Raw genomic sequence first — 23,622 nt, forward strand, 5'->3', positions numbered from 1 at the left:
CTCAGCGGTCCACGTCGGCCATGACGAAGTCGATACTGCCCAGGTAGGCAATCAGGTCGGACACCATGCTGCCGCGGATGACGGCCGGGATCTGCTGCAGGTGCGGGAAGCTCGGCGTCCGGATGCGGGTGCGGTAGCTCATGGTGCTGCCATCGCTCGTCAGGTAGTAGCTGTTGGCGCCCTTGGTCGCCTCGATCATCTGGAAGGCTTCGCCGGCCGGCATCACCGGACCCCAGGACACTTGCAGGAAGTGGGTGATCAGGGTCTCGATGTGCTGCAGAGTGCGTTCCTTGGGCGGCGGCGTAGTGAGCGGGTGATCCGCCTTGTACGGGCCTTCGGGCATGTGCTGCAGGCATTGCTCGATGATGCGCAGACTCTGGCGCATCTCCTCGACGCGAAGCATGCCGCGGTCGTAGCAGTCGCCGTTGTGGGCGATGGGCACTTCGAATTCGAAATTCTCGTAGCCGGAGTAGGGGCGGGCCTTGCGCAGGTCGAAGTCCAGGCCGGTGGCGCGCAGGTTGGGGCCGGTGACACCCCACTCCAGGGCTTCCTTGGTGTTGTAGGCGGCGACGCCCCTGGTCCGGCCGATGAGGATGCTGTTCTTCATCGCCGCCTTTTCGTACTCGTCCAGGCGCTTGGGCATCCAGTCGAGGAATTCGCGGACCAGCCTGTCCCAGCCACGCGGCAGGTCATGGGCGACGCCACCGATACGGAACCAGGCCGGGTGCATGCGGAAGCCGGTGATGGCTTCGATGACCTTATAGGCGCGCTGGCGATCGGTGAAGGTGAAGAACACCGGGGTCATGGCACCGACGTCCTGGATATAGGTACCCAGGTACAGCAGGTGGCTGTTGATCCGGAAGAACTCCGCCATCATCACCCGGATGAAGTCGACCCGCGAGGGCACCTTGATGCCGGCGAGCTTCTCCACCGAGAGGACGTAGGGCAGGTTGTTCATCACCCCGCCCAGATAGTCGATCCGGTCGGTGTAGGGGATGTAGCTATGCCAGGACTGGCGCTCGGCCATCTTCTCGGCGCCGCGGTGGTGGTAGCCGATCTCCGGCACGCAGTCGACGATCTCTTCGCCGTCCAGCTGCAGGATGATGCGGAAGGCACCGTGGGCGGAGGGGTGGTTGGGGCCCAGGTTGAGGAACATGAAGTCGGAGTTCTCCGCATGCTCCTTCATGCCCCACTCCTCGGGCTTGAATCTCAGGGTTTCCTGTTCGAGATCCTGCTTGGCGGCGTTCAGCGCATAGGGATCGAATTCGGTGGCCCGCGCCGGATAGTCCTTGCGCAGCGGGTGGCCCTGCCAGTTGTCGGCCATCAGCATGCGCTTGGGCAGCGGGTGACCGTCGAAGTGGATGCCGTACATGTCCAGCACTTCCCGCTCGTACCAGTTGGCATTGGGGAAGATACCGGTCGCGGTCGGCAGGCGGAGGTCGCTGGCCGACAGCGCCACCTTGAGCATCACATCGCTGTTACGGTCGATGGACAGCAGGTGGTAGAAGACGGTGAAGTCCGCGTTGGGCAGGCCGCGGCGGTGGGTCCGCAGGCGTTCGTCCACGCCATGCAGGTCATAGAGCATGACGTAGGGGCGGGGCAGGTTGCGCAGGAAGCGCAGCACTTCGATGATTCTTTCGCGCGCCACCCAGATCACCGGCATGCCGGTACGGGTGTCTTGCAGGGTCAGGGCGTCTGCGCCGAAGTGGCCCTGGAGTTCGCCAACCACCGACGCTTCGCCGGCAGGGGCGAGCGCAGAGGCGGACAGAGCGGTGTCTGCGGTCATGATGTTCCGTCGCTATCGATCGTCGTCAGCGTGCAAGCCCGCAAGGGGCTTACACTTCGTCTGGGCTGCGCAGGTTGGTAACCTGGATGCGGCGCTCGCGGTTCTGCTCGCGCTGCGAAGGCATCTCGGCGCGATAGATTCCCTGGTCACCCACCACCCAGGACAGCGGGCGGCGCTCTTCGCCGATGGAATCCTGCAAGAGCATCAGCCCCTGCAGGAAGGCTTCGGGGCGAGGCGGGCAACCAGGCACGTAGACGTCGACGGGCAGGAACTTGTCCACGCCCTGAACGACCGAGTAGATGTCGTACATACCGCCGGAGTTGGCACAGGCACCCATGGAAATCACCCACTTGGGCTCCAGCATCTGCTCGTACAGGCGCTGGATGACCGGGGCCATCTTCATGAAGGGCGTCCCCGCGATGACCATGAAGTCGGCCTGGCGCGGCGAGGCCCGGATGACTTCGGCCCCGAAGCGGGCGATGTCGTGGGGCGCCGTGAAGGCGGTGGTCATTTCCACGTAGCAGCAGGACAGGCCGAAGTTGTACGGCCAGAGGGAGTTCTTGCGTCCCCAATTGACCGCGCCCCGCAGGACATCTTCTAGCTTGCCCATGAAGATGCTGCGGTTGACCTGACTTTCGACGGGGTCGGCGACGGTTTCCCGCTCGCCGGCCGGATAGCGGTCTACTGCCGCATCGGGATCGATCCGGGTGAGTTTGTATTGCATTGCCAAAGCCTCATTGTTTCGACTTCGCCTGTCGCTGGCGACGACTCGCAGGCGCCCAGTCGAGCGCTCCGATTCGCCACAGGTAGACAAGACCCGCCAACAGAATTGCTATGAAAATGGAGGCTTCCACGAAGCCGGCCCATCCCGATTCACGGATGGACACCGACCAGGCGAAGAGAAAGAGGGCTTCGACGTCGAAGATCACGAAGAGCATCGCGACCAGGTAGAACTTGGCAGAGAGACGGAGCCGGGCACCACCGGTGGGGACGATGCCGGACTCGAAGGGGTCGTTCTTGCTGCGACCTACGGCCTTGCTGCCGAGGAGGCTGGAGACTCCGAGCATGAAGCCGATCAGACCGACCACGCCCAGGAGGAATACCGCGAAGCTCCAGTTGTGGGTCAGTAGGCTGATCGACTCAGACATGCTTTGAATCCTTAATTATGGGTATCAGGCGCAGCCAGTGCGACACGGTGTCGCAAGGCGAACAGATTTTATGCTCCATCGATTCATTCTGTAAATTTATTAGCTTAAAAAGATTCTATTTGACTGCTTTGAATCAAATTAAACAGAACTTAAGATTTATTTGAGAATGAATATAAGAATTATTCTCGAATAGACTTCCCAGAAGCATGATTCCTAGATTGTCCGACGTGACGAGAGTTCTACCGCTCGCCGATTTTGTCAGTCGATCAGGTCGGCGCGGATGCTCAACTGACGGTCGTTGCGACCTTCGGTGGAGTAGTACTGGGTAAGGCCCGAGCGATCCTCTTCCACCTGCTGGCGAAACCCACCCAGATCCAGCCATTGGCCCAGGGGGCCGCTGATGCGGGTGGCGGCGCTTTGCGTCTGTACCGTGCCCGGGCGCCTGGGCGTGGCACGATCGTCGACACTGTTGATGTCCAGATACACCAGGTTGCCGCTCAGGCGGGCGGTGACCTGGAAGCCGCGCTCCAGGCGGCGGTAATCGGTCTGGGCATAGCTCTGCCCATAGGGGGAGGTCTGGTAGGTGGTCACCGGTACGTCTTCGCCGAAGCGGATGAAGGCGGGGTAGCCCTCGGTGACCTGGACGCGCTGGGCGCCATCCTCACGTTGGTCGGTGCTGTTTTCGATGATGCGGACCTGGGGCGAGCGCACGTTACCGGACACCCCGAAGTCCTGCCCGGCACCGCTGCTGCCCGCACGGGTGGCGAGGGTGATGAGCAGGCGGCGCGGCTGGGTATCCAGTTGGGCCAGCAGGTTCTTGATCTCGGCGATCTTCGCCGGCTCGGCGTTGACGATCAGCTGGTTGCCATAGACGTTGATCTTGCCGTCGGCGCCGAGTACCGACTGCAAGGTGGGCAGCAGGTCGTCGGCCGTGCGGTATTGCAGCGGAATGACCTCTGTCCTCGGCGTGGCCCAGGCGCAGGTGGTGAGGAACAGCAACAGGACCAGCAGGCTTTTCATAGCACCATCCTTCGCAATTCCATTTCTGCCTGACTGATGGCCCAGAGGCGGTCGAAGACCTGTTGCTGGGTCCTGACCGCCGCCCGGTCGCCATAGCGGACGAAGCCGTTGGGTGCGTTGCCGGTGCGGCGCAGCAGGGCCAGGTCGTCGACGATGAGGCAGGCGCCTTCCGGACGTTGCTCCGCCAGCGGACGACGGATCAACAGGTTGCTGGTCAGGCGCTGCGCCAGGGCGATGAGTCGATGTCCCTGGCGCATGGCCAAGGTACTGTCGTTGATCAGGATGCGCACCTGATGCCGGGGATTGCCCAGCAGCAGGCGTTTGAGCGCTGCCTCGACATCGACGTTGTCGTAGAGCGGCGCTTCCAGGTCCGGCGTCTGGATGCAGAGCTGGTGGCGGGCCTGACTGATGAGCCGGACGCTATGCTCGCGCAAGGCGTCCAGGCCTTCGAGGCGCAGGGCGAGGTCCTCGCCGAGCCGGGGCTCGGGCAGGCCGTCCAGAGTCAGATCGGCGAAGGACTCGTCCATGGCAGCTCCTCTCAGTCGTCGTCTTCTCCCGCGAAAATCAGGCTGCCCTGCTGGAGCAGTTCGCGGATCAGGCGCAGGGCATCCTCGTCCTGCAGCCAGGGTGTGAGATTGGCTTCGTGCAGCACGTCGGCCGAGCATAGCAGGTCGAGCAGCGGTTGCAGCCGCAGGGGCAACAGGCGGCTCTGGCCGCTGGCGAAGACCATCACCTCGTCTTCCAGGCGGCTCCAGGCGATACGGCCGCTGGGGTTGCGCATCAGCAGGGCGCCTTCGTTGAGTTCCTTGCGCAGCTGCTTGGCGCTGAGGTTCTCCCCGGCGATTCGCTCAGGGTAGCGCGGCTCGGTCATGTGCTGGCCGAACCAGGCCAGCAGCAGGCGATCGTCGCTCAGATGGCGCTCCATCAGGCCGCGCAGGCGCTCGATGGCCTCGGGCGGAATCTCGGCCGGGTGCTCGCTGGCCGGGGCGCAACCGGCGTCGCTGTAGCGCTCGTCCTCCGGGATGAACTGGGCGAGGAAGTCGGTGAAGTGGGTGAGCACCTCGCCGGCGCTGGGGGCGCGGAAGCCGATGGAGTAGGTCATGCACTCGTCTTCGGCGATGCCGTCATGAGCGATGCCCGGCGGCAGATAAAGCATGTCGCCCGGCTCCAATACCCATTCGTCGGTCTGCTGGAAGTCGGCGAGGATCTTCAACTCCAAGCCGTCGATCAGCGGGCTGTCGGCCGTGCACGGCTGACCGATGCGCCAGCGGCGACGACCGTGCCCTTGCAGCAGGAAGACGTCGTAGTGATCGTAGTGCGGGCCGACACCGCCACCGGGCGCGGCGTAGCTGATCATGACGTCATCGACGCGCCAGCTGGGCAGGAAGCGGAAGGGCTCCAGCACCTCGGCCACCTCGGGGACGAACTGGTCGACCGACTGCACCAGCAGCGTCCAGTCGCGTTCGGGCAGGCTGGCGAAGGTGTCTTCCGGTAGGGGGCCGCGACGCAGCTCCCAGGTACGGTCCTGGCCGATGATCAGGCGGGATTCGATTTCCTCTTCCAGCGATAGGCCGGCCAGTTCGTCGGGTTCCAGGGGATTCTGGAAGTCCGGGATGGCCTGGCGGATCAGCAGGGGTTTCCGCTGCCAATAGTCACGCAGGAATTCACGGGCGGTGAGGCCGCCGAGCAGTTGCAGGGGTTGATCCGGGTTCATGCACACCTCGCGCAATGAAAAACGCCCGGCGGTGCCGGGCGTGAGAAAGAAAGCAGCCTCAGAACCTGTTCACGATCTCGCGAGCTAGAGCCAAACAAGGCGAAAAGACCTGAGGAAGCGGAGTTTACGAGTGGTAAATGAGCATTCCGAAGGTCTTTTCAACGCAGTTTGGCCGACGCGCAGCAGATCGTGAATAGGTTCTTAGACCCGACGGGCCTGCTCGGCGGCATTGCCGATATAACCGGCTGGAGTCAGCTGGCGCAGTTCGGCCTTGGCCGCCTCGGGGATTTCCAGGCCGTCGATGAAGTCCTGCAGGGCGCTGGCGCTGATGCCCTTGCCGCGGGTCAGCTCCTTGAGCTTCTCGTAGGGGTTGGCCACGCCGTAGCGACGCATCACGGTCTGCACCGGCTCGGCCAGGACTTCCCAGCAGGCGTCCAGGTCTTCGGCGATGCGCGCGGCATTGAGTTCCAGCTTGCCGATACCCTTGAGGGTGGCTTCGTAGGCGATCACGCCGTGGGCCAGGCCGGTGCCCAGGTTGCGCAGCACGGTGGAGTCGGTGAGGTCACGCTGCCAGCGGGAGATCGGCAGCTTGCTGGCTAGGTGCTGGAGGATGGCGTTGGCGATGCCCAGGTTGCCTTCGGAGTTCTCGAAGTCGATGGGGTTGACCTTGTGCGGCATGGTCGAGGAGCCGATCTCGCCGGCCACGGTCTTCTGCTTGAAGTAGCCAAGGGAGATGTAGCCCCAGACGTCCCGGTCGAAGTCGATCAGGATGGTGTTGAAGCGGGCGATGGCGTCGAACAGCTCGGCGATGTAGTCGTGCGGCTCGATCTGGGTGGTGTAGGGGTTCCAGGTCAGGCCGAGGTCGTCTTCGATGAAGGTGCGCGCATTGGCTTCCCAGTCGACGTCCGGGTAGGCGGACAGGTGGGCGTTGTAGTTGCCCACGGCGCCGTTGATCTTGCCCAGCGGACGGATGGCGGCGATCTGCTCGATCTGGCGCTCCAGGCGATAGACCACGTTGGCCAGTTCCTTGCCCAGGCTGGTGGGGGAGGCGGGCTGGCCGTGGGTGCGCGAGAGCATGGGTACGTCGGCGAAGCGATGGGCCAGCACGCGGATCTCACCGGCGATCTGGCGCATCAGCGGCAGCAGCACCTGGTCACGACCTTCACGCAACATCAGCGCATGGGACAGGTTGTTGATGTCCTCGGAGGTGCAGGCGAAGTGGATGAATTCGCTCACCGCGGCCAGCTCGGGTAGGCCGGCGACTTCTTCCTTGAGCAGGTACTCGATGGCCTTGACGTCGTGGTTGGTGGTGCGCTCGATGTCCTTGACCCGTTGTGCCTGTTCGACGCTGAACTCGGTGGCCAGCTTGTCCAGCAGGGCATTGGCCTCGGCGGAGAAGGGCGCGACCTCGGGAATGCCGGCATGGGCGGCCAGGCGCTGCAGCCAGCGGACCTCGACCTGGGCGCGGAAACGGATCAGGCCGAATTCGCTGAAGATGGGTCTCAGGGCGGCGGTCTTGCCGGCGTAACGGCCGTCGATGGGCGAGACGGCGGTGAGCGAGGAGAGCTGCATGGGCATTCTCTTGGTAGCGGGGGAGAAAGGGGCGGAATTCTACACGCAAAGGCCGGGGCTGTAGTACCGCCGCCAGCCAGTCCGGGATCAGCCGTTGCGCAGGGGATAGAGGTTGTCGAGCAGCTTGCGGCGGTTCAGCACCAGTTGCCAGCGATGCCCGCCGAGCTGCCGCCACAGGCGCGCGGAGCGGATGCCGGCCAGCAGTAGGGCGCGTACCCGCGAGGCGGTGGCGGACTGCTGCAGATAACGCATCTCACCGTGCACCTGGATGCGCTGCTTGAAGGTACTCAGGGTGTCTTCGTAGAGACCCCCGCAGGCAGCGATGACGTTCTCGTGGGCCACACCGAAGTGTTCGACCTGGGACTGGATCTGGGTGAGGCGCCGGCCGATGAGGTCGAGCAGGTCACCGCGCTTCTCCAGCTTGCGCTCCAGGGCGGTCATCGCCAGGGCATAGCGCAGGGGCTCGCGTTGCAGGCTGTTGGGATTGCGCTCCAGGGTACTGGAAAGGGCGCCAAGGCCTTCGCGCAGGGGCGCGACGCTGCCGCCATAGACCTCCAGGGTGCTGCCTGGATCACGCACCAGCAGGCTGCCGAGCAGGCAGGCCAGGGATTCTTCCGGGACCTGGCCGGTGCGCGCCAGCTGGTCGACCAGCACGGCGGCCTGGAAGACGCCGCCCAGGGCGATGAGTTGTTCCTGGGTGCGATTCATGCGGCGGGAGCCTCGGCGCAGGCAGGTTGGTAATGTTCGATAACGCCACCGCCCAGGCAGACGTCGCCGTCGTAGAAGACCACCGACTGACCGGGGGTGACGGCGCGCTGGGGCTCGTCGAAGACCACCCGGTAGCCGTCGCCCTGGCGCTCGATCTGGCAAGCCTGGTCCTGCTGACGATAGCGGACCTTGGCGGTGAGGCGGCGTGGTTGGGTGAGGTCCAGCTCGTTGACCCAGAACATCTCGCCCACGGTCAGGGCTTCGGCGAACAGCCAGGGATGGGCATTGCCCTGGCCAACGATCAGCACGTTGCGGGTCAGGTCCTTGCTCAATACGTACCAGGGCTCGTCACCGGCGTCCTTCATGCCGCCGATCCCCAAACCCTGGCGCTGGCCGATGGTGTGGTACATCAGGCCATGATGCCGACCGATGATCTCGCCTTCGGTGGTCTCGATGTCGCCCGGTTGGGCCGGTAGGTATTGTTTGAGGAAGTCGCTGAAGCGGCGTTCGCCAATGAAACAGATACCGGTGGAATCCTTCTTGCGCGCTGTGGCCAGGCCATGCAGTTCGGCGATGGCGCGGACCTCGGGCTTTTCCAGTTCGCCCACCGGGAAGAGCGTGCGCGCCAGCTGCTCGCCGCCCACGGCGTGGAGGAAATAGCTCTGGTCCTTGTTGGCATCCAGGCCCTTGAGCAGCAGGGTCTGGCCGTCGACGTCGCGACGGCGCACATAGTGGCCGGTGGCGATCAGGTCGGCGCCCAGGGCCAGGGCGTAGTCGAGGAAGGCCTTGAACTTGATCTCGCGGTTGCAGAGGATGTCAGGATTCGGCGTCCGGCCGGCCTGGTATTCGGCGAGGAAGTGCTCGAAGACATGGTCCCAGTACTCGGCGGCGAAGTTGGCCGTGTGCAGCCTGATGCCGATGCGGTCGCAGACCGCCTGGGCGTCGGCCAGGTCTTCCTTGGCGGTGCAGTACTCGGTGCCGTCGTCCTCGTCCCAGTTCTTCATGAACAGGCCCTCGACCTGGTAGCCCTGCTCCTTGAGCAAGAGGGCCGAGACCGAGGAATCCACTCCGCCGGACATGCCGACGATGACGCGGGTGCCGTTCACTTCAAAAACCTCTCATATCTACGATCATCGACAGGGGATAGCGGTGTCCGCCCAGGTATTTCTCGATGGCGTCGAGCACCAGGGGGCTGCGCAGGCGTGCCTGTTCGGCACGGATCTCGTCGAGCGTCAGCCAGACCGCACGGGTGATGTCGGCATCCAGGGCGCGGCCCTCTTCATGCCTCAGCGGGCGGGCATGGAAGGCGGTGCGGTAGTAGGTGACGCCATTGCTCGGCGCGGTGTAGAGGCCAATGCCGACCACACCCAGGATTTCCACCTGCCAGGCGGTTTCTTCCAGGGTCTCGCGCCGCGCGGCCTCGATCAGGCTTTCGCCCGGCTCCAGATGCCCAGCCGGCTGGTTGAGCACCAGGCGACCCTGTTTCTCTTCCTCGACCAGCAGGAAGCGGCCAGCGTCTTCCACCACGGTGGCCACGGTGACGTGGGCGTGCCAATCCATCTCGGACTCCGCTATCGGTAATCGCGCAGTATACGCCTTAAGGTCTGCCGCTCCCAAATGCAGCGAACCCCGGCCGGAGCCGGGGTTCGCGGGTATTACCCAGTCAGGCTGCGGGCGCAGCCCTCAGGTTCAGCCCTTGAGCTGGGCCAGGGCGGCGTTGAGCGTGGCACTCGGACGCATGGCCTGGCTGGCCTTGGCCTGGTCGGGATGGTAGTAGCCACCGATATCCACCGGCTGGCCCTGGACGCCGTTCAGTTCTGCAACCACCTTGGCTTCATCGGCGGTCAGCGACTTGGCTACCGGCTCGAACTGGGCCTTCAGCTCGGCATCTTCGTGCTGCTCGGCCAGCGCCTGGACCCAGTACAGCGCCAGGTAGAAGTGGCTGCCGCGGTTGTCCAATTCACCCGCCTTGCGCGACGGCGACTTGTTGCTGTCGAGGAACTTGCCGTTGGCCTGGTCCAGCGTCTTGGCCAGGACCTTGGCCTTGGCGTTGCCGGTGGTCTCGCCCAGGTGATTCAGGGATTCGGCCAGGGCCAGGAATTCGCCCAGGGAATCCCAGCGCAGGTGGTTTTCCTGCACGAACTGCTGGACGTGCTTCGGCGCCGAGCCGCCGGCGCCGGTCTCGAACAGGCCGCCGCCGTTCATCAGCGGGACGATGGACAGCATCTTGGCGCTGGTGCCCAGCTCCATGATGGGGAAGAGGTCGGTCAGGTAGTCGCGCAGGACGTTGCCGGTCACCGAGATGGTGTCCTCGCCCTTGCGGATGCGCTCCAGGGATACCCGGGTGGCGTCCTCGGGCGACAGGATGCGAATGTCCAGGCCGCTGGTGTCATGGTCCTTGAGGTAACGCTCGACCTTGGCGATGACCTGGGCGTCGTGGGCGCGGTTCTGGTCCAGCCAGAAGATCGCCGGGGTGTTGCTGGCGCGGGCGCGATTGACGGCGAGCTTGACCCAGTCCTGGATCGGCGCGTCCTTGGCCTGGCACATGCGCCAGATGTCACCGGCTTCGACCGGGTGCTCGAAGATCACCTTGCCCTGGTCGTCGGTCACGCGCACGGTGCCGTCGGTAGGGATCTGGAAGGTCTTGTCGTGGGAGCCGTATTCCTCGGCCTTCTGCGCCATCAGGCCGACATTGGGCACGCTGCCCATGGTTTTCGGATCGAAGGCGCCGTGCTTCTTGCAATCCTCGATCACCACCTGGTAGACGCCGGCGTAGCAGCGGTCGGGGATGATGGCCTTGGTGTCCTGCAGGTTGCCTTCGGCGTTCCACATCTTGCCGGAGTCACGGATCATGGCCGGCATGGAGGCGTCGACGATGACGTCGCTCGGCACGTGCAGGTTGGTGATGCCCTTGTCGGAGTTGACCATGGCCAGCGCCGGACGTTGGGCGTACTGGGCGTCGATGTCGGCCTTGATGGCGGCCTGGGTGGCTTCCGGCAGGCTGGACAGGCGGGCGTACAGATCGCCGATGCCGTTGTTGCGGTCGAAGCCGGCTTCCTTCAGGGCGGCTTCGTGCTTGGCCAGTACGTCCTTGTAGAACTCGCCGACGATGATGCCGAACATGATGGGGTCGGAGACCTTCATCATGGTGGCCTTCAGGTGCACGGAGAACAGCACGCCCTTGGCCTTGGCGTCTTCGATCTGGGCGGCGATGAAGCTCTGCAGCGCCTTGCGGCTCAGGGTCGAGGCATCGACGATCTCGCCGGCCTTGACCGCGGTCTTCTCTTTCAGGACCTTGCTGCTGCCGTCCTTGCCGATCAGTTCGATCTTCAGGCTGCCGGCGTTCTCGAGGGTGGCCGAGCGCTCGCTGCCATAGAAGTCATGGGCATCCATGTGGGCCACGTGGGACTTGGAGTCGGCGCTCCAGGCACCCATGCGGTGGGGATGCTTGCGGGCGTAGTTCTTGACCGACAGAGGGGCGCGGCGGTCGGAGTTGCCTTCGCGCAGGACCGGGTTCACGGCGCTACCCTTGACCTTGTCGTAGCGGGCCTTGACGTCCTTTTCCTGGTCGTCCTTGGGCTCGTCCGGGTAATCCGGCAGGGCGTAGCCCTGGCCCTGCAGTTCCTTGATCGCGGCCTTGAGCTGCGGGACCGAGGCGCTGATGTTGGGCAGCTTGATGATGTTGGCTTCGGGAGTGGTAGCCAGTTCGCCGAGTTCGGCGAGGTGGTCGGAGATGCGCTGCTCTTCCTTCAGGTACTCGGGGAAGAGGGCGATGATACGGCCGGCAAGGGAGATGTCACGGGTTTCGAGGGCGACGCCGGAAGAGGCGGTGATGGCCTCGACGATGGGGAGCAGCGAATAGGTCGCCAGGGCGGGCGCTTCGTCGGTCAGGGTGTAGATGATCTTCGACGTGGTGGACATGTCTTGCTTTAACTCCTCTTTATCACAGCTGTGGCGCGAAGCCGGGCGAGCGAGGATCGACCCTGGAGTCGATAGACGCCCCAAGAAGGCGTTATCGGGCCGCGCGGCAGGCGCGGCGGCGATGGACGTGCGATGCGACAAAGCGTCGCTGCGGAAGTTGCACGGTCGGCCGATACAGGCAGCGGGACCGGCAAGGCCTGCAGCGACCCGTCAGTCGCGGGAGTATACCAGCGCGGCGCCTGGCGTGCATTCGTGGAGCCTCAGGCGGATTCCCCGGGCGGGCGCCTGTAGCTGCAGGGGGAAGGGAAGTGGCTGGCACGCGGTTGGGCGGGTCAATGGGATTGACCAATCGACGACCGGTCCTGCACGGAAAATGCTTAAGGGACTACACTATCGCCCCTCAGAATTTCACGAGGTCGTTATGAAAACCAAGGACAATGCGTCCAAAACCCGCTCCTGGGCCATTGTCGGGCTGGAAACGCTCGTCATCGTCGCCCTGTCGCTGTATGTCGCCTTCGGTGTCGGCCTGTTCGTCAAGCATCACTGCTGGGACACCCTGACCCCGCAGCAGCGCGACCAGATCCTCGAGCAGATGAGCCGCAGTGCTCAGGAAAGCAGCCTGCTCACCTGATTCGTCCGAATCACCGCTTCTCGAACAATCACAAGAATCTTCCTTTTTCCCGTCATCCGCATGCCTTTGGGCGTATCGGAAGGCAGCCCCGTGCCCGGCGTTCGACCGGATCAGCAAGCCAGGTGCTTGCGGGTCGCCACCGGCGAAGACGTACCCATCTTCTGGGTGAGTCGAGGCCGGCTGGTTGGGGACGGGCGAGCGTGGCGCGCCAGGCGCAGCATGGCCCAGAGTACGGCCAGCGACAGGGCCAGCCAGCCAAGCACAAGAAGGAGGATGTAGGTCGCAGGACTCATTGACGTTCACCGTACGGCTGTCTCGGAAAAGTGTCTGTCGGACACATTTCACTAGACTCGTCAATAGTTGTCCTGTTCGGGGCTTCCCGACGAGGGGTTCGCCCGGGCGCTACACGCGCAGCGCCCGGCGCTCGGGATCAAAGGAACAGGTGTGCCAGCCAGAACAGGCCGGCGGACAGTGCCATGGAGGCGGGCAGGGTGAGCACCCAGGCCATCAGGATATTGCGCACCGTGCTGCCCTGCAGGCCACTGCGGTTGGCGACCATGGTGCCGGCCACCCCCGACGACAGCACGTGGGTGGTGGAGACGGGCAGGGCGAAGACGTTGGCCATGCCGATGGCGGCCACTGCCGTCACCTGGGCGCTGACCCCCTGGGCATAGGTCATGCCCTGGCGACCGATCTTCTCACCCACGGTCAGCACCACGCGGCGCCAGCCGACCATGGTGCCTATGCCCAGGGCCAGGGCCACGGCGATGATGACCCAGAAGGGCGCGTATTCGGTGGTGCTGGTGAGGTCCTTGCGCAGACGGCTCAGGTCGTCGCGGTCCCGGGCGGTGAGCACCGGCAGCTTGCTGACCTTCTTCGCGGTGTCGTCCAGGCACAGCAGGTAGCGACGGACCTGCTGGCGATGGTCGTCGCTCATGGCGCGGTAGTCGGTGATGCCTTCCAGATCGGCCAGCAGCGCTTGCAGCGTCGGCAGGGTCATGTGCGGGGCGCAGCGGAATTCCTGGGGCAGGTCGCGGTTGCCAGGGACTTCGGCGAGGAAGTCCTTGAGGTTGTCGCCCTGGCGTTCGTAGAACTGGCCCAGGTGGATGGCAGCGTCGCGGGTACGCTCGATCTGGTAGGTGGTGCTGTCCAGGTCGAGGACGAACTTGGCCGGGACGATGCCGATCAACACCAGCATGATCAGGCCGATGCCTTTCTGGCCATCGTTGGAACCGTGCACGAAGCTCATGCCCATGGCCGAGAGCACCAGCATCAGGCGATTCCAGAACGGCGGGTGCTTCTTGGCATCCAGCTCGCGGCGCTGCTCGGGGGTCTTGTGCATCTTCGACAGCGGCCGCCAGCGCTTGAGGGCGAGCAGCAGCAGGCCGGCGACCACGAAGCCGGCCAGCGGCGAGAAGATCAGCGACAGGCCGATGTCGATCGCCTTCTGCCAATTCACGCCTTCGCTCATCGGGATGCCGGTCAGCAGGGCATTGGTTACGCCGACGCCGAGGATGGAGCCGATCAGGGTGTGGGAGCTGGAGGCGGGGATGCCGAAGTACCAGGTACCCAGGTTCCAGGTGATGGCCGCAGCGAGCAGCGAGAACACCATGGCCAGGCCATGACCGGTGTTGACGTTGATCAGCAACTCCACCGGCAACAGGTGGACGATGGCATAGGCCACGCCGACGCCGCCGAGCAGCACCCCGAGGAAGTTGAAGATGCCGGAGAAGAACACCGCGAGGTGCGGCGGCATGGCCTTGGTGTAGATCACCGTGGCGACGGCGTTGGCGGTGTCGTGGAAGCCGTTGATGAATTCAAAGGCCAGCACGAAGGCCAGGGCCAGGACGAGGCTGATGGCGACCCAGGCGTGGAGTCCGCTGAAAAGTTCGAACATGGGGATACGTCGACAGTTGGCAGGCGCGAATTATGGCAGAAAAATGACTGCCGCCATCGCCGCCTTGAATGGGAAGAAGAAATTAAGGCTTGTCTGAAAAGCAGCCGAGCGAAGGTCAGGCAAGGCAAAAATCCAGCGAGGAAGCGGAGTTTACGAGTGGTAAATGAGCATTCCGAGATGGATTTTTAACGCAGCATGGCCGAGCGCAGGCGCTTATCAGACAAAGCCTAGTCGCCGCGGTAGATGCAGCCGCTAGTGCAGGTTTCGTGGATACGAACCTGGCTGAGTTCCGGCAGGAGTGGCTTGAGCTGCTGCCAGATCCAGCGGGCGAGCACCTCGCTGGTAGGGTTTTCGAGACCCGGGATGTCGTTCAGATAATGGTGATCCAGGCGCTCATACAGCGGCTTGAACACGGCCTTGATGTCGGCGAAGTCGCGTACCCAGCCGGTGTGAGGATCGAGATTGCCCTCGATGTGCAGGGCGACCTTGAAGGAATGCCCATGGAGACGTCCGCACTTGTGGCCCGCTGGAACATTGGGCAGAAAGTGTGCGGCTTCGAAAATGAACTCTTTAAAGATTTCCACGATAACCACTCGCGTTGGGCCACGGGGTGTGGCGGCTGCGGGCCGGCAGTCTACCAGCTCGACAGCGCCTTGCCGAACCTCGCGGCGGTAGACGAAGGGCGACTCTCTAGCCGGGCATCGACCAGGGTTCGAGGGAGTGGCCGTCGTGCGCGAGCTCCAGGCGGGTCTGTTCGATCAGGGCAGCGAGGTGGCCAGCATGGCTGTACTGGCTGCGCGCGACATGGGCGACCGAGGCCAGTATCCGGCTGCCATCGGTCACCGCCAGGGAAAAGCTGGCATCGCTAGGATCCTCACGGACCTCGCCGCGCAACGGCAGAAAGGCCTTTTCGACGATGTGGACGGCACGGGCGAGATCGATCGACATGGGCGGACTCCTCGGGCTGATACCTTCGATAGAACATACGTGTTGGGAAAAATTCTGATTTGCCTTCGTCCGCTCCCTTAGGCAGTCTCCCGCTCTTTGGCTGGACGGCTTCGTTTCCCATGCGTAATTCCACTTCCCGTACTTTCTGGGTCCTCATCGGACTTTCTGGCCTCTTCGGCCTGGCCGGCCTGATCGGTAACCGCGTGGGCTGGGACCGCCTGGAAATCGGCTACCGGACGACGACGTCGCCCAGTGGACTGGACATTGGCGTAGCCGGGCAAGTCATCACCGGACTGCCGGCGCTGTGCATCGCCCTGGCCCTGGTGACGGTGGTGACCGCCCTGGTCATCCGTGGCGGTCGGCGCTTTCGTGCGCGATTGCCCCTGCCGGTGACCGCCGCCATTCTCTGGTTGATGCTGGCGACCTTGCTGGTGCTCTTCTACCCCAGCACCCTGGCGTTCCAGTGGGAAAACCACCGCAGCGCCGCGGAAATCGATTTCTATCTCCTCCAGGAACGCCATGGTCCCTTCCAGGGCACGGCGCAGAAGAGCCAGTTGCTGACCTACTACCGCGACTGCGGCCAGGCCGGGCAGGCGGCCTGCCCGGTGTTCGACTGCGTGGTTGAACGGCGCAGCTGGTTCGGCGGCCTGCAGAAGATCGAAGGCTTCTATCCCGGCCTGGACCAGGAAAGTCAGCTGGAGCTGCTGCGCACTCGCTGCCTGCCCGGTACGCCGTGACCGACGAAGCCGCCGGTCTGGTGGCGCCATAGGCGGGCATAGAGGCCATTGTAGGCGAGCAGTTCGTCATGGGAGCCCATCTCGACGATCTGGCCACGCTCCATGACCACCAGGCGGTCCATGCGCGAAATGGTGGAGAGCCGGTGGGCGATGGCGATCACCGTCTTGCCTTCCATCAGAGTTTCCAGGCTCTCCTGGATGGCCGCCTCCACTTCGGAGTCGAGCGCCGAGGTGGCCTCGTCCAGCAACAGAATGGGCGCGTCCTTGAGCAGGGTGCGGGCGATGGCGATACGTTGGCGCTGGCCGCCCGACAGCTTGACGCCGCGCTCACCGACCTGGGCATCCAGGCCGGTACGGCCATGGGCATCGGTGATGCGGGCGATGAAGTCATCGGCCTTGGCCTTGCGCAGGGCCGTGTGCAGTTCTTCGTCGGTGGCCTCGGGGCGGCCGTAGAGCAGGTTCTCGCGGATCGAGCGGTGCAGCAGCGAGGTGTCCTGGGTGACCACGCCGATCTGGCATCTCAGGCTTTCCTGGGTGACGTGGGCGATGTCCTGGCCATCGACCAGGATGCGCCCGCCCTCCAGGTCGTAGAGGCGTAGGAGCACATTGATCAACGTCGACTTGCCGGCGCCCGAAGGGCCGACCAGGCCGATCTTCTCGCCCGGCGCCACGTCCAGGGTCAGGCCGTCGATGATGCCGGCGCCCTTGCCGTAGTGGAACTGGATGTCGTCGAACAGCACCGCGCCGCGGGTCACCTGCAGCGGCTTGGCGTCTGGCGCATCGCCGACCTGGCGTGGCTTGGCGATAGTGCTCATGCCGTCCTGCACCATGCCGATGTTCTCGAAGATGCCGTTGACCACCCACATGATCCAGCCGGACATGCTATTGATGCGAATCACCAGGCCTGTGGCCAGGGCGATGGCGCCCACGCTGATGACGCCCTGGTGCCATAGCCAGAGGGCAAGGCCCGTGGTACCGGCAATCAGGAAGCCACTAAGGATGGCAATGGTCACGCCCATGGCGGTGATCAGCCGGGCCGCGCTCTCGGCCTTTGCGGTCTGCTCTTCCATGGCCTGGCGGGCGTACTGCTCCTCCTGGGCCGAATGGGAGAACAGCTTGAGGGTGGAGATGTTGGTGTAGCCGTCGACGATGCGCCCGGAGAGCTGCGAGCGGGATTCCGAGGCGATGGCCGAGCGCTCCTTGGTCTGGGGCACGAAGTACCAGAGGGCGATGACGTAGCCGATGATCCAGATGATCAGGGGCACCATCAGCCAGACATCGGCCTGGGCGAAGAGGATCAGCGAGGTGACGGCGAAGATCAGTACGTGCCAGATGGCGTCCACTGCCTGCACCGCCGAGTCGCGCAGGGAGACGCCGGTCTGCATGATGCGGTTGGAGATGCGCCCGGCGAAGTCGCTGTGGAAGAAGCCCAGGCTCTGCTTGAGCACGTAGCGGTGGTTCTGCCAGCGGATCAGGGTGGTCAGGCTGGGGGTGATGGTCTGGTGCACCAGCAGGTCGTGCAGGCTGATGAACAGTGGGCGGAAGACCAGGGTGACCACCGCCATCCAGATCAGGGTACCGCCGTGCTCCTGGAAGAACACCGTGCTGTTGGGCGCGCTGCCGGCCAGGTCGACGATCTGGCCGATGAAATTGAACAGCGCCACCTCGATCAGGGCGCCGATCAGGCCTACGACCAACAGAAGGGCGAAGGCCGGCCAGGCTTGCTTGAGAAAGTGGAGATAGAAGGCGCCTACGCCAGTGGGCGGCATTTCGTCGGGAGCATCCCGAAACGCATCGATGATGCGTTCGAAGCGGCGAAAGATCATGCGGGGTCCTTGTGAGGGGGAGACGGCGTCTCGCACTGGGGCCTCGCCTGGTTTACCGGACGACCGCCAGCGGATCGTCCGGCAGGACGGGTCGGCTACAGCCGTTTGGCAGCGAGAATCATGACCGGTTCACGGGGAATGTCGCGCAGCATGCCCTGGCGGGTGGTCTGGACCCCGGCGATCTGGTCGACGACTTCCATGCCGCGTACGACCTTGCCGAATACCGCGTAGCCGAAGTCGCGCGAGCCATGGTCGAGGAAGGCATTGTTCTCGACATTGATGAAGAACTGACTGGTGGCGGAGTTGACGTCCGAGGTGCGCGCCATGGCCAGGGTGCCGCGCAGGTTCTTCAGGCCGTTGTCGGCTTCGTTCTTGATCGGCGCGCGGGTGCGCTTTTCCTGCATGTCACGGGTGTAGCCGCCACCCTGGATCATGAAGCCGGGGATCACGCGGTGGAACAGGGTGCCCTTGTAGAAGCCGCTGTCGACGTAGGCCAGGAAATTCTCGGTGCTGACCGGCGCCTTGGCCGCATCCAGTTCGACCTCGATGTCACCCTTGTTGGTGCTGATGAGTACGTGCGGATTGTCCGCGGCCCAGGTGGTGGAAGCGACGAACAGCGCGCAGGCGGCAAGCAGGGCTTTGAACATGATGAATCCTTGAGTGGACGGAAACGACTGGCGAACGATAGCAATCCGGCGGACACCCCGCCACGGTCAGCGCGGCAGGGCGTGCTGGCGCAGCAGGTTCATCAGGATCTGCGAAGCTGGGCCCAGCTCGTGCTGGCGGGTCTTGTAGAGCTGGAAGGGGTGGAAGCGCTGGGCGCCCTGTTCCAGGGGCAGGGGCTTGAGCAGGCCCTGGTCGAGATCGCTCTGGATGGCATCCCGCGGCAGCCAGGCGAAGCCCAGGCCGTCGCGCAGGAAGGTCGCCGCCGTGCTGATGCTGCCCACCGTCCAGCGCTGCTCGGCGGCCAGCCAGCCAGCGTCCCTGGGCTGGGCGCGGCCGCTGTCGCGGATGACGATCTGCAGTTGCTCTTCCAGATCAGCGGTCACCAGGGTGCGCTGCAGCTGGTGCAGGGGGTGCTCGGGATGCGCGACGGCGACGAACTCCACGGTACCGAGGGAGGCACCCAGGTGAGCGGCGATCACCAGGCCGGTGATCGCCAGGTCCGCGGAGCCGTCGAGCAGGGCTTCTTCCACGCCGGACAGCACCTCTTCGCGCAGGCGCACCCGGCAGCCGCGACTCTGCGGCATGAATTCGCGCAGGCAGCGCAGCAACTGGCGGGTGGGGTAGGCGGCATCCACCACCAGCCGTACCTCGGACTCCCAGCCCTGTTCCATGTGATAGGCCAGTTCCTCCAGCTGGCTGGCCTGTTGCACCAGGCGCCGCGAACGGCGTAGCAGCACGGCACCGGCGTCGGTCAGCACCGCACGGCGGCCTTCCAGGCGCAGCAGGGGTACGCCGAGTTGCTCCTGCATGCGGGCGACGGTGTAGCTGACCGAGGATTGGGAGCGGTGCAACACCTCGGCGGCTTGGGCATAGCCGCCATGATCCACCACGGCCTGCAGGGTGCGCCATTGGTCGAGGGAAACGCGGGGAGTCTTCATCGAGAGCGTCGTGGCTGCGAAAGCGGGCATGTTAGAGCCTCCCCGGGGAATGGGAAAACGCGGCGTGATTCACGGGATTGAAAAAAGCCGCAGTGCTCGTCAAACGGGGCGCGCCCCCGAGGTTCGAAGCTAGCCGATGAGTTTTCCCACTCCAAGCGAGACAAGGAGTCACCATGTCGTCATTCAAGGCGTTGCTGGGTTGCTGTCTGCTCGTCGCTCCCCTGCTGGTCCATGCCGAAGAGCGGACCGCCGAGCCCATCGAGATCGAAGGGCTCAACCTGACCCGTACCCTCGATTGCCAGGGCCGGGATGTTTCCCTCTCCGGCGAGGGCAATACCCTCACCCTGAAAGGCCTGTGCGGCGAGGTGGCCGTCTATGGCAGCCATCATCGCCTGATGGTCGACAGTGCGCAGACGCTGGCCATCCATGGCCTGGGCAGCGTCACCACGGTCAAGGGTTCGGTGGCCAATCTGAGTATCGGTGGCGGCTACCAGCAGGTGCAGGCCAACGTGCGGGCCGGCAGCGAAGGCCTGGCCAAGGTCGATGCCTACGGCTACGGCGCCAAGGCGCGCCTGACCTTGCTCAGCCCGGCCGACATCGCGGTGGGCGGATCCAACCAGCAGGTGTACTGGTCCCGGGCGGCGGGCGTGGCCGAGCCGAAGACGCTGGTCTCCGGCGCCGACAACGTGCTCCAGGCCAACCAGTCGATGGCGGCGATCACCAGTGGCGATCCGTCGGGGCTGAACGCCAACCGATAAGCCGTGGCGAACGGGGCTTTTCCTCCGGCGGCGGGCGCGTTAAGGTCGCGCACCTTTTTCGTGCGTCGCCGTCATGCCTTATCTCCTGCTCGTCACCCTCATCTGGGCCTTTTCCTTCAGCCTTATCGGGGAATACCTCGCTGGCCGCGTCGACAGCGACTTCGCCGTGCTGGTGCGGGTAGCTATCGCCTTCGTCCTCTTCCTGCCATTTACCCGCTGGCGCGGCGTGCCAGCGCGTTTCGCCCTGGGACTGATGGCCGCTGGGGCCCTGCAGTTCGGTATCACCTACCTATGCCTGTACCGCAGCTTCGCCGTGCTGACGGTGCCGGAGGTGCTGCTGTTCACCGTGCTCACACCTATTTACGTGACGTTGCTGGACGATGCCTGGCAGCGTCGCTTCCGCGTCTGGTCGCTGCTGGCGGCAGTCGTGGCGGTGGGCGGCGCGGCGCTGATCCGCTTCCAGCCGCTGACCGGCGACTACCTGCTGGGCTTCCTGTTGCTGCAGGTGGCCAACCTGACCTTCGCCGCCGGGCAGGTACTGTGCAAGTACCTGGGGCATGCCTATGCCGGGCAGGGCGCCCTGCATCGCTACTTCGGCCTGTTCTTCCTCGGTGCCCTGCTGGTGGCAGCGCTGTCCTTCCTGCTGTTCGGCAATCCGGCGCGGCTGCCCAGTACCCCGCTGCAATGGGGCGTGCTGGTCTGGATGGGGGTGTTCGCCACGGCGCTCGGACTCTACTGGTGGACGCTGGGCTCGTTGCGGGTCAACGGCGGCACCCTGGCGATCATGAACGAGGCCCATGTGCCGGCGGGCCTGCTGGTCAGCCTGCTGATCTGGCAGCATCCGGCCGACTTGCCTAGGCTGTTCCTGGGTGGCGGCGTCATCCTGTTGTCGCTGATGATCAACCGTGTGGGGCGCCGGGCATGAACGTGCTGTCGGGCAAGGGGCTGGGTCTTTCCGTACTGTCGTCGGTGCTGTTCGCGCTGATGCCGGTGTACTTCGCCTGGCTGGCGCCCTTGGATGGCTTGCAGGTGGTGGCGCTAAGGGTGGTCTGGTCGTTGCCCATGGTATTGCTGCTGGTGGTGGTGCTGCGCGAGGGCAAGGCGCTCTGGGCGACGCTCAGGCGGCTGGTGCGGGAACCCCGGCTGTGCCTGGCCATCCCGCTGGCCGCGCTGCTGATGGGCGTGCAGTGGTGGGTGTTCGTCTGGGCGACCATGAATGGCGAAGCCATGGCCATGTCACTCGGCTACTTCCTGCTGCCCCTGGCGATCGTGCTGACCGGGCGCCTGGTCTATGGCGAGCGCCTGCGCCCCTTGCAGCGCCTGGCGGTGGCTTGCGCGCTGCTGGGCGTGATCAACGAGGTCTGGGTGACCGGGGCACTGTCCTGGGTCAGCCTGCTGCCGGTGGTGGGCTATCCGCCATATTTCGTCTTGCGCCGGTGGATGGCGGTGGATGCCCTGTCCGGCTTCGTGCTGGAGATGTGCTGCCTGCTGCCCTTCGCGCTGCTCGCCCTGCACTGGTTCTCGCCGAGCTTGGCCTTGCAGCAGGCGCCCTGGCTGTGGGCGCTGTTGCCGGGCCTGGGGTTGCTCAGCGCCATCGCCTTCGCCGCCATGCTGGCGTCCAGTCGTATGCTGCCGCTGAGCCTGTTCGGCATCCTCAGCTATGTGGAGCCGGCACTGCTGGTGTTCGTCGCCCTCTACATCCTCGGCGAGCAACTGCCCGCCGGGGCGATCTGGACCTACGGCCCGATCTGGCTGGCGGTGGCCTGGGTCTGCCTGGATAGCGCGCGCCTGCTGCGCAGGCAGCTCAGGCGCGCATCGGCCAAGCCTTAGATCTCCAGGACCGGCGCCTGGTCCGTGGCGAAGAAGAACTCGTCGCAGTTGGGCAGGGTGCCGGCGCGGTCGACGATGAGGAATTCATCCTCGTCGCGCAGGGCCAGCACCGGGTGGTGCCAGACGCCTGCATGGTAGTTGATGCCCTGGCGGCCATCGGTGCGAAAGACCCGGATGGCCTGGATGTCCGGTTGCGGCGCCGGGGGCGCCACCACCACCAGGAAGGGCTCGCCGCGTAGCGGCACGAAGGCCTGGCTGCCATGGGGATGGCGTTCCAGCATGGCGATGGTCAGCGGGTATTCCAGACGGCGGGCGCGGAAGATGCTGATGATCGCCGTGCCGTCGGCCGGTCCGGTCTCGACTTGGGCCAAGGCATGGAATCTCTGGGTCGAGCCATTGTTGATGGGAAACCAGTCGCGGCCCGCGGTCTCTATGACGTCGCCGAAGGGCGCGAAGCCCTCGGCGGTCAGCGGCTCAATGCGCAGCAGCCGGCTCATGCCTGGCTCCGCGCCACCTTGCCGAACAGCCGCAACCGGCTCACACCGCCGTCCGGGAAGATGTTCAGGCGCACGTGGGTGATGGGGCCGAGGTCGCGCACCTGCTCGCGGAAGCTGTGTTCCTGGTGCATCTGCAGCTTTTGCGGCGGCAGCAGTTCCTTCCAGAACAGACTCTGGGTCTCGATCTGGCCGTCGGTGCCGCCGCGCACATAGGCGCCCTGAATCTGGCAGCTGTCCGGATAGTTGCCCTTGAAGTGCAGGGTGTCCACCAGGATTTCCTCGACAATGCCGGCGTGGCCCAGGGCGATGATCACCCAGTCGTTGCCGGGGGTACGGCGGCGGGCGGTTTCCCAGCCATCGGCCATGCTGCTGGCCCGGCCTGGGTTGAGGATGTTGCTCATGCGCCCGTAATGCTCGTCGTTGCAGGCCAGGGCGCGCCCGCCATTGAGCGCGGCGGCCAGATCCAGCACCTCGTCTTCGGCCTGGGTCGACCAGTCGCGATGGGGAATGCCATAGACGCGCAGGCGCGCCACACCGCCGTCGGGAAAGATGTTCAGCCGCAGATGGGTCCAGGGCCGGTCATCGGCGATGGCATGGTAGTGGTGGCTATTGCCCTGCATCTCGATGGCCGGCAGCACCTCGGTCCAGGCAGCGTCTTCGGCCGGATCGCCCTCGGCGCAGAAGCAGGCTTCCAGGGAGGCGGAGGGCGGATAGTTGCCGGTGAACCAGCGAGTGTCGATGTCGACGCCCTTGATCGAGCCGGGTACGCCCAGGCGGATCACCGCGTGGTCATAGCCTTCGAAACGCTTGCGGCGCGATTCCCAGCCGTCCATCCACTTGCCGTTGTCGTCGTAGACGCCTTCCTTCCACTCCGGCTCATGGGGCTGGAGCATGCGGTCGGCGGCGGCGAACCAGTCATCGGTGACGCTGATGACCCGGGTGCCGAGGCGGGCGTCGGCGAGGTTGAGGTACTTCTCGAAGGGAGCGGCGTAGGTGCGTTTCATGGGGGACTCGTGTTCGGGCTG

Annotated in this window: 25 protein-coding genes; 5 read left to right on the forward strand and 20 right to left on the reverse strand. The window is 64.7% G+C overall.

The annotated features are described in order from the left end of the window. Position 1: 1 nt before the first annotated feature. The 11 genes from nuoC to RND78_RS01280 all read right to left on the reverse strand — a co-directional run bounded on the left by nuoC (position 2) and on the right by RND78_RS01280 (position 11,869). Complete coding sequence (gene nuoC, locus RND78_RS01230; RefSeq protein ID WP_312725358.1) at positions 2 to 1,786, reverse strand: NADH-quinone oxidoreductase subunit C/D; 1,785 nt, start codon at positions 1,784 to 1,786, stop codon at positions 2 to 4. 49 nt (positions 1,787 to 1,835) lie between these two features. Continuing rightward, a complete protein-coding gene (locus RND78_RS01235) occupies positions 1,836 to 2,510 on the reverse strand; it encodes a NuoB/complex I 20 kDa subunit family protein (RefSeq protein ID WP_059226202.1) in 675 nt (224 codons plus the stop codon). A 10-nt stretch (positions 2,511 to 2,520) separates the two neighbouring features. Beyond that, a complete protein-coding gene (locus RND78_RS01240) occupies positions 2,521 to 2,934 on the reverse strand; it encodes an NADH-quinone oxidoreductase subunit A (RefSeq protein ID WP_059226203.1) in 414 nt (137 codons plus the stop codon). Between the two features lie 258 nt (positions 2,935 to 3,192). Next, on the reverse strand, positions 3,193 to 3,954 hold the full coding sequence (locus RND78_RS01245) for a secretin N-terminal domain-containing protein (RefSeq protein WP_312725362.1): 762 nt from the start codon (positions 3,952 to 3,954) through the stop codon (positions 3,193 to 3,195). Further along, the gene (locus tag RND78_RS01250) at positions 3,951 to 4,481 is read right to left on the reverse strand and encodes a histone acetyltransferase HPA2 (RefSeq protein ID WP_312725364.1); all 531 of its coding nucleotides are present in this window, start codon (positions 4,479 to 4,481) and stop codon (positions 3,951 to 3,953) included. Before RND78_RS01250 ends, RND78_RS01245 begins: the two co-directional genes overlap by 4 nt. Before the next feature lie 11 nt (positions 4,482 to 4,492). Then, positions 4,493 to 5,668: a cupin domain-containing protein gene (locus tag RND78_RS01255; protein ID WP_312725366.1), complete on the reverse strand. Its 1,176-nt coding sequence runs from the start codon at positions 5,666 to 5,668 to the stop codon at positions 4,493 to 4,495. 201 nt (positions 5,669 to 5,869) lie between these two features. Beyond that, on the reverse strand, positions 5,870 to 7,240 hold the full coding sequence (purB, locus tag RND78_RS01260; RefSeq protein ID WP_058786030.1) for an adenylosuccinate lyase: 1,371 nt from the start codon (positions 7,238 to 7,240) through the stop codon (positions 5,870 to 5,872). 87 nt (positions 7,241 to 7,327) lie between these two features. Continuing rightward, positions 7,328 to 7,948 (reverse strand): high frequency lysogenization protein HflD, encoded by a 621-nt coding sequence (gene hflD / locus RND78_RS01265; RefSeq protein ID WP_312725372.1) that lies wholly within the window; start codon positions 7,946 to 7,948, stop codon positions 7,328 to 7,330. Continuing rightward, entirely contained in the window at positions 7,945 to 9,054 is a 1,110-nt protein-coding gene (mnmA, locus tag RND78_RS01270) for a tRNA 2-thiouridine(34) synthase MnmA (protein ID WP_312725375.1), read from the reverse strand. Before mnmA ends, hflD begins: the two co-directional genes overlap by 4 nt. Before the next feature lies 1 nt (position 9,055). Next, on the reverse strand, positions 9,056 to 9,508 hold the full coding sequence (locus RND78_RS01275) for an NUDIX hydrolase (protein ID WP_312725376.1): 453 nt from the start codon (positions 9,506 to 9,508) through the stop codon (positions 9,056 to 9,058). 129 nt (positions 9,509 to 9,637) lie between these two features. After that, positions 9,638 to 11,869, reverse strand: a complete 2,232-nt coding sequence (locus RND78_RS01280) for an NADP-dependent isocitrate dehydrogenase (protein WP_312725378.1) — start codon at positions 11,867 to 11,869, stop codon at positions 9,638 to 9,640. A gap of 421 nt (positions 11,870 to 12,290) precedes the next feature. Between RND78_RS01280 and RND78_RS01285 the strand changes: the two genes are divergently transcribed. Beyond that, the gene (locus RND78_RS01285) at positions 12,291 to 12,500 is read left to right on the forward strand and encodes a hypothetical protein (RefSeq protein WP_312725381.1); all 210 of its coding nucleotides are present in this window, start codon (positions 12,291 to 12,293) and stop codon (positions 12,498 to 12,500) included. A 110-nt stretch (positions 12,501 to 12,610) separates the two neighbouring features. Here RND78_RS01285 and RND78_RS01290 read toward each other — a convergent pair whose 3' ends face one another. The 4 genes from RND78_RS01290 to RND78_RS01305 all read right to left on the reverse strand — a co-directional run bounded on the left by RND78_RS01290 (position 12,611) and on the right by RND78_RS01305 (position 15,345). Continuing rightward, positions 12,611 to 12,793 carry a hypothetical protein gene (locus RND78_RS01290; RefSeq protein ID WP_312725382.1) on the reverse strand — a complete coding sequence of 61 codons (183 nt, stop codon included), beginning with the start codon at positions 12,791 to 12,793 and terminating at the stop codon, positions 12,611 to 12,613. Positions 12,794 to 12,930: 137 nt separating this feature from the next. Next, positions 12,931 to 14,397 carry an inorganic phosphate transporter gene (locus RND78_RS01295; protein ID WP_312725383.1) on the reverse strand — a complete coding sequence of 489 codons (1,467 nt, stop codon included), beginning with the start codon at positions 14,395 to 14,397 and terminating at the stop codon, positions 12,931 to 12,933. A 227-nt stretch (positions 14,398 to 14,624) separates the two neighbouring features. Continuing rightward, positions 14,625 to 14,981: a 6-carboxytetrahydropterin synthase QueD gene (queD, locus tag RND78_RS01300; RefSeq protein ID WP_295461098.1), complete on the reverse strand. Its 357-nt coding sequence runs from the start codon at positions 14,979 to 14,981 to the stop codon at positions 14,625 to 14,627. Positions 14,982 to 15,087: 106 nt separating this feature from the next. Further along, positions 15,088 to 15,345 carry a hypothetical protein gene (locus tag RND78_RS01305; RefSeq protein WP_312725389.1) on the reverse strand — a complete coding sequence of 86 codons (258 nt, stop codon included), beginning with the start codon at positions 15,343 to 15,345 and terminating at the stop codon, positions 15,088 to 15,090. Between the two features lie 119 nt (positions 15,346 to 15,464). Between RND78_RS01305 and RND78_RS01310 the strand changes: the two genes are divergently transcribed. Next, on the forward strand, positions 15,465 to 16,082 hold the full coding sequence (locus tag RND78_RS01310) for a hypothetical protein (protein ID WP_312725391.1): 618 nt from the start codon (positions 15,465 to 15,467) through the stop codon (positions 16,080 to 16,082). On the opposite strand, the gene RND78_RS01315 is transcribed toward RND78_RS01310, so the two are convergent. The 3 genes from RND78_RS01315 to RND78_RS01325 all read right to left on the reverse strand — a co-directional run bounded on the left by RND78_RS01315 (position 16,037) and on the right by RND78_RS01325 (position 19,512). Beyond that, on the reverse strand, positions 16,037 to 17,908 hold the full coding sequence (locus RND78_RS01315) for an ABC transporter ATP-binding protein (RefSeq protein WP_312725394.1): 1,872 nt from the start codon (positions 17,906 to 17,908) through the stop codon (positions 16,037 to 16,039). The genes RND78_RS01310 and RND78_RS01315 overlap by 46 nt on opposite strands. A gap of 95 nt (positions 17,909 to 18,003) precedes the next feature. Next, positions 18,004 to 18,555 (reverse strand): peptidylprolyl isomerase, encoded by a 552-nt coding sequence (locus RND78_RS01320; protein WP_059226218.1) that lies wholly within the window; start codon positions 18,553 to 18,555, stop codon positions 18,004 to 18,006. 66 nt (positions 18,556 to 18,621) lie between these two features. Further along, positions 18,622 to 19,512 carry a LysR family transcriptional regulator gene (locus tag RND78_RS01325; protein WP_295461106.1) on the reverse strand — a complete coding sequence of 297 codons (891 nt, stop codon included), beginning with the start codon at positions 19,510 to 19,512 and terminating at the stop codon, positions 18,622 to 18,624. A gap of 173 nt (positions 19,513 to 19,685) precedes the next feature. On the opposite strand from RND78_RS01325, the gene RND78_RS01330 reads away from it, so the two are divergent. The 3 genes from RND78_RS01330 to rarD all read left to right on the forward strand — a co-directional run bounded on the left by RND78_RS01330 (position 19,686) and on the right by rarD (position 22,100). Then, complete coding sequence (locus tag RND78_RS01330; RefSeq protein ID WP_312725396.1) at positions 19,686 to 20,270, forward strand: DUF3060 domain-containing protein; 585 nt, start codon at positions 19,686 to 19,688, stop codon at positions 20,268 to 20,270. Positions 20,271 to 20,343: 73 nt separating this feature from the next. After that, positions 20,344 to 21,195, forward strand: a complete 852-nt coding sequence (locus RND78_RS01335) for an EamA family transporter (RefSeq protein WP_312725397.1) — start codon at positions 20,344 to 20,346, stop codon at positions 21,193 to 21,195. Continuing rightward, positions 21,192 to 22,100 carry an EamA family transporter RarD gene (gene rarD / locus RND78_RS01340; RefSeq protein WP_312725399.1) on the forward strand — a complete coding sequence of 303 codons (909 nt, stop codon included), beginning with the start codon at positions 21,192 to 21,194 and terminating at the stop codon, positions 22,098 to 22,100. Before RND78_RS01335 ends, rarD begins: the two co-directional genes overlap by 4 nt. Here rarD and RND78_RS01345 read toward each other — a convergent pair. Together RND78_RS01345 and alc are read right to left on the reverse strand one after the other, a co-directional pair. Next, positions 22,097 to 22,597: an ureidoglycolate lyase gene (locus RND78_RS01345; RefSeq protein WP_312725400.1), complete on the reverse strand. Its 501-nt coding sequence runs from the start codon at positions 22,595 to 22,597 to the stop codon at positions 22,097 to 22,099. The two genes, rarD and RND78_RS01345, sit on opposite strands and share 4 nt — an antisense overlap. After that, complete coding sequence (gene alc / locus RND78_RS01350; RefSeq protein ID WP_312725401.1) at positions 22,594 to 23,601, reverse strand: allantoicase; 1,008 nt, start codon at positions 23,599 to 23,601, stop codon at positions 22,594 to 22,596. Before alc ends, RND78_RS01345 begins: the two co-directional genes overlap by 4 nt. Between the last annotated feature and the right edge of the window lie 21 nt (positions 23,602 to 23,622).

This window comes from Pseudomonas oryzihabitans (assembly GCF_032027545.1).
Classification (GTDB): Bacteria; Pseudomonadota; Gammaproteobacteria; order Pseudomonadales; family Pseudomonadaceae; genus Chryseomonas; species Chryseomonas oryzihabitans_F.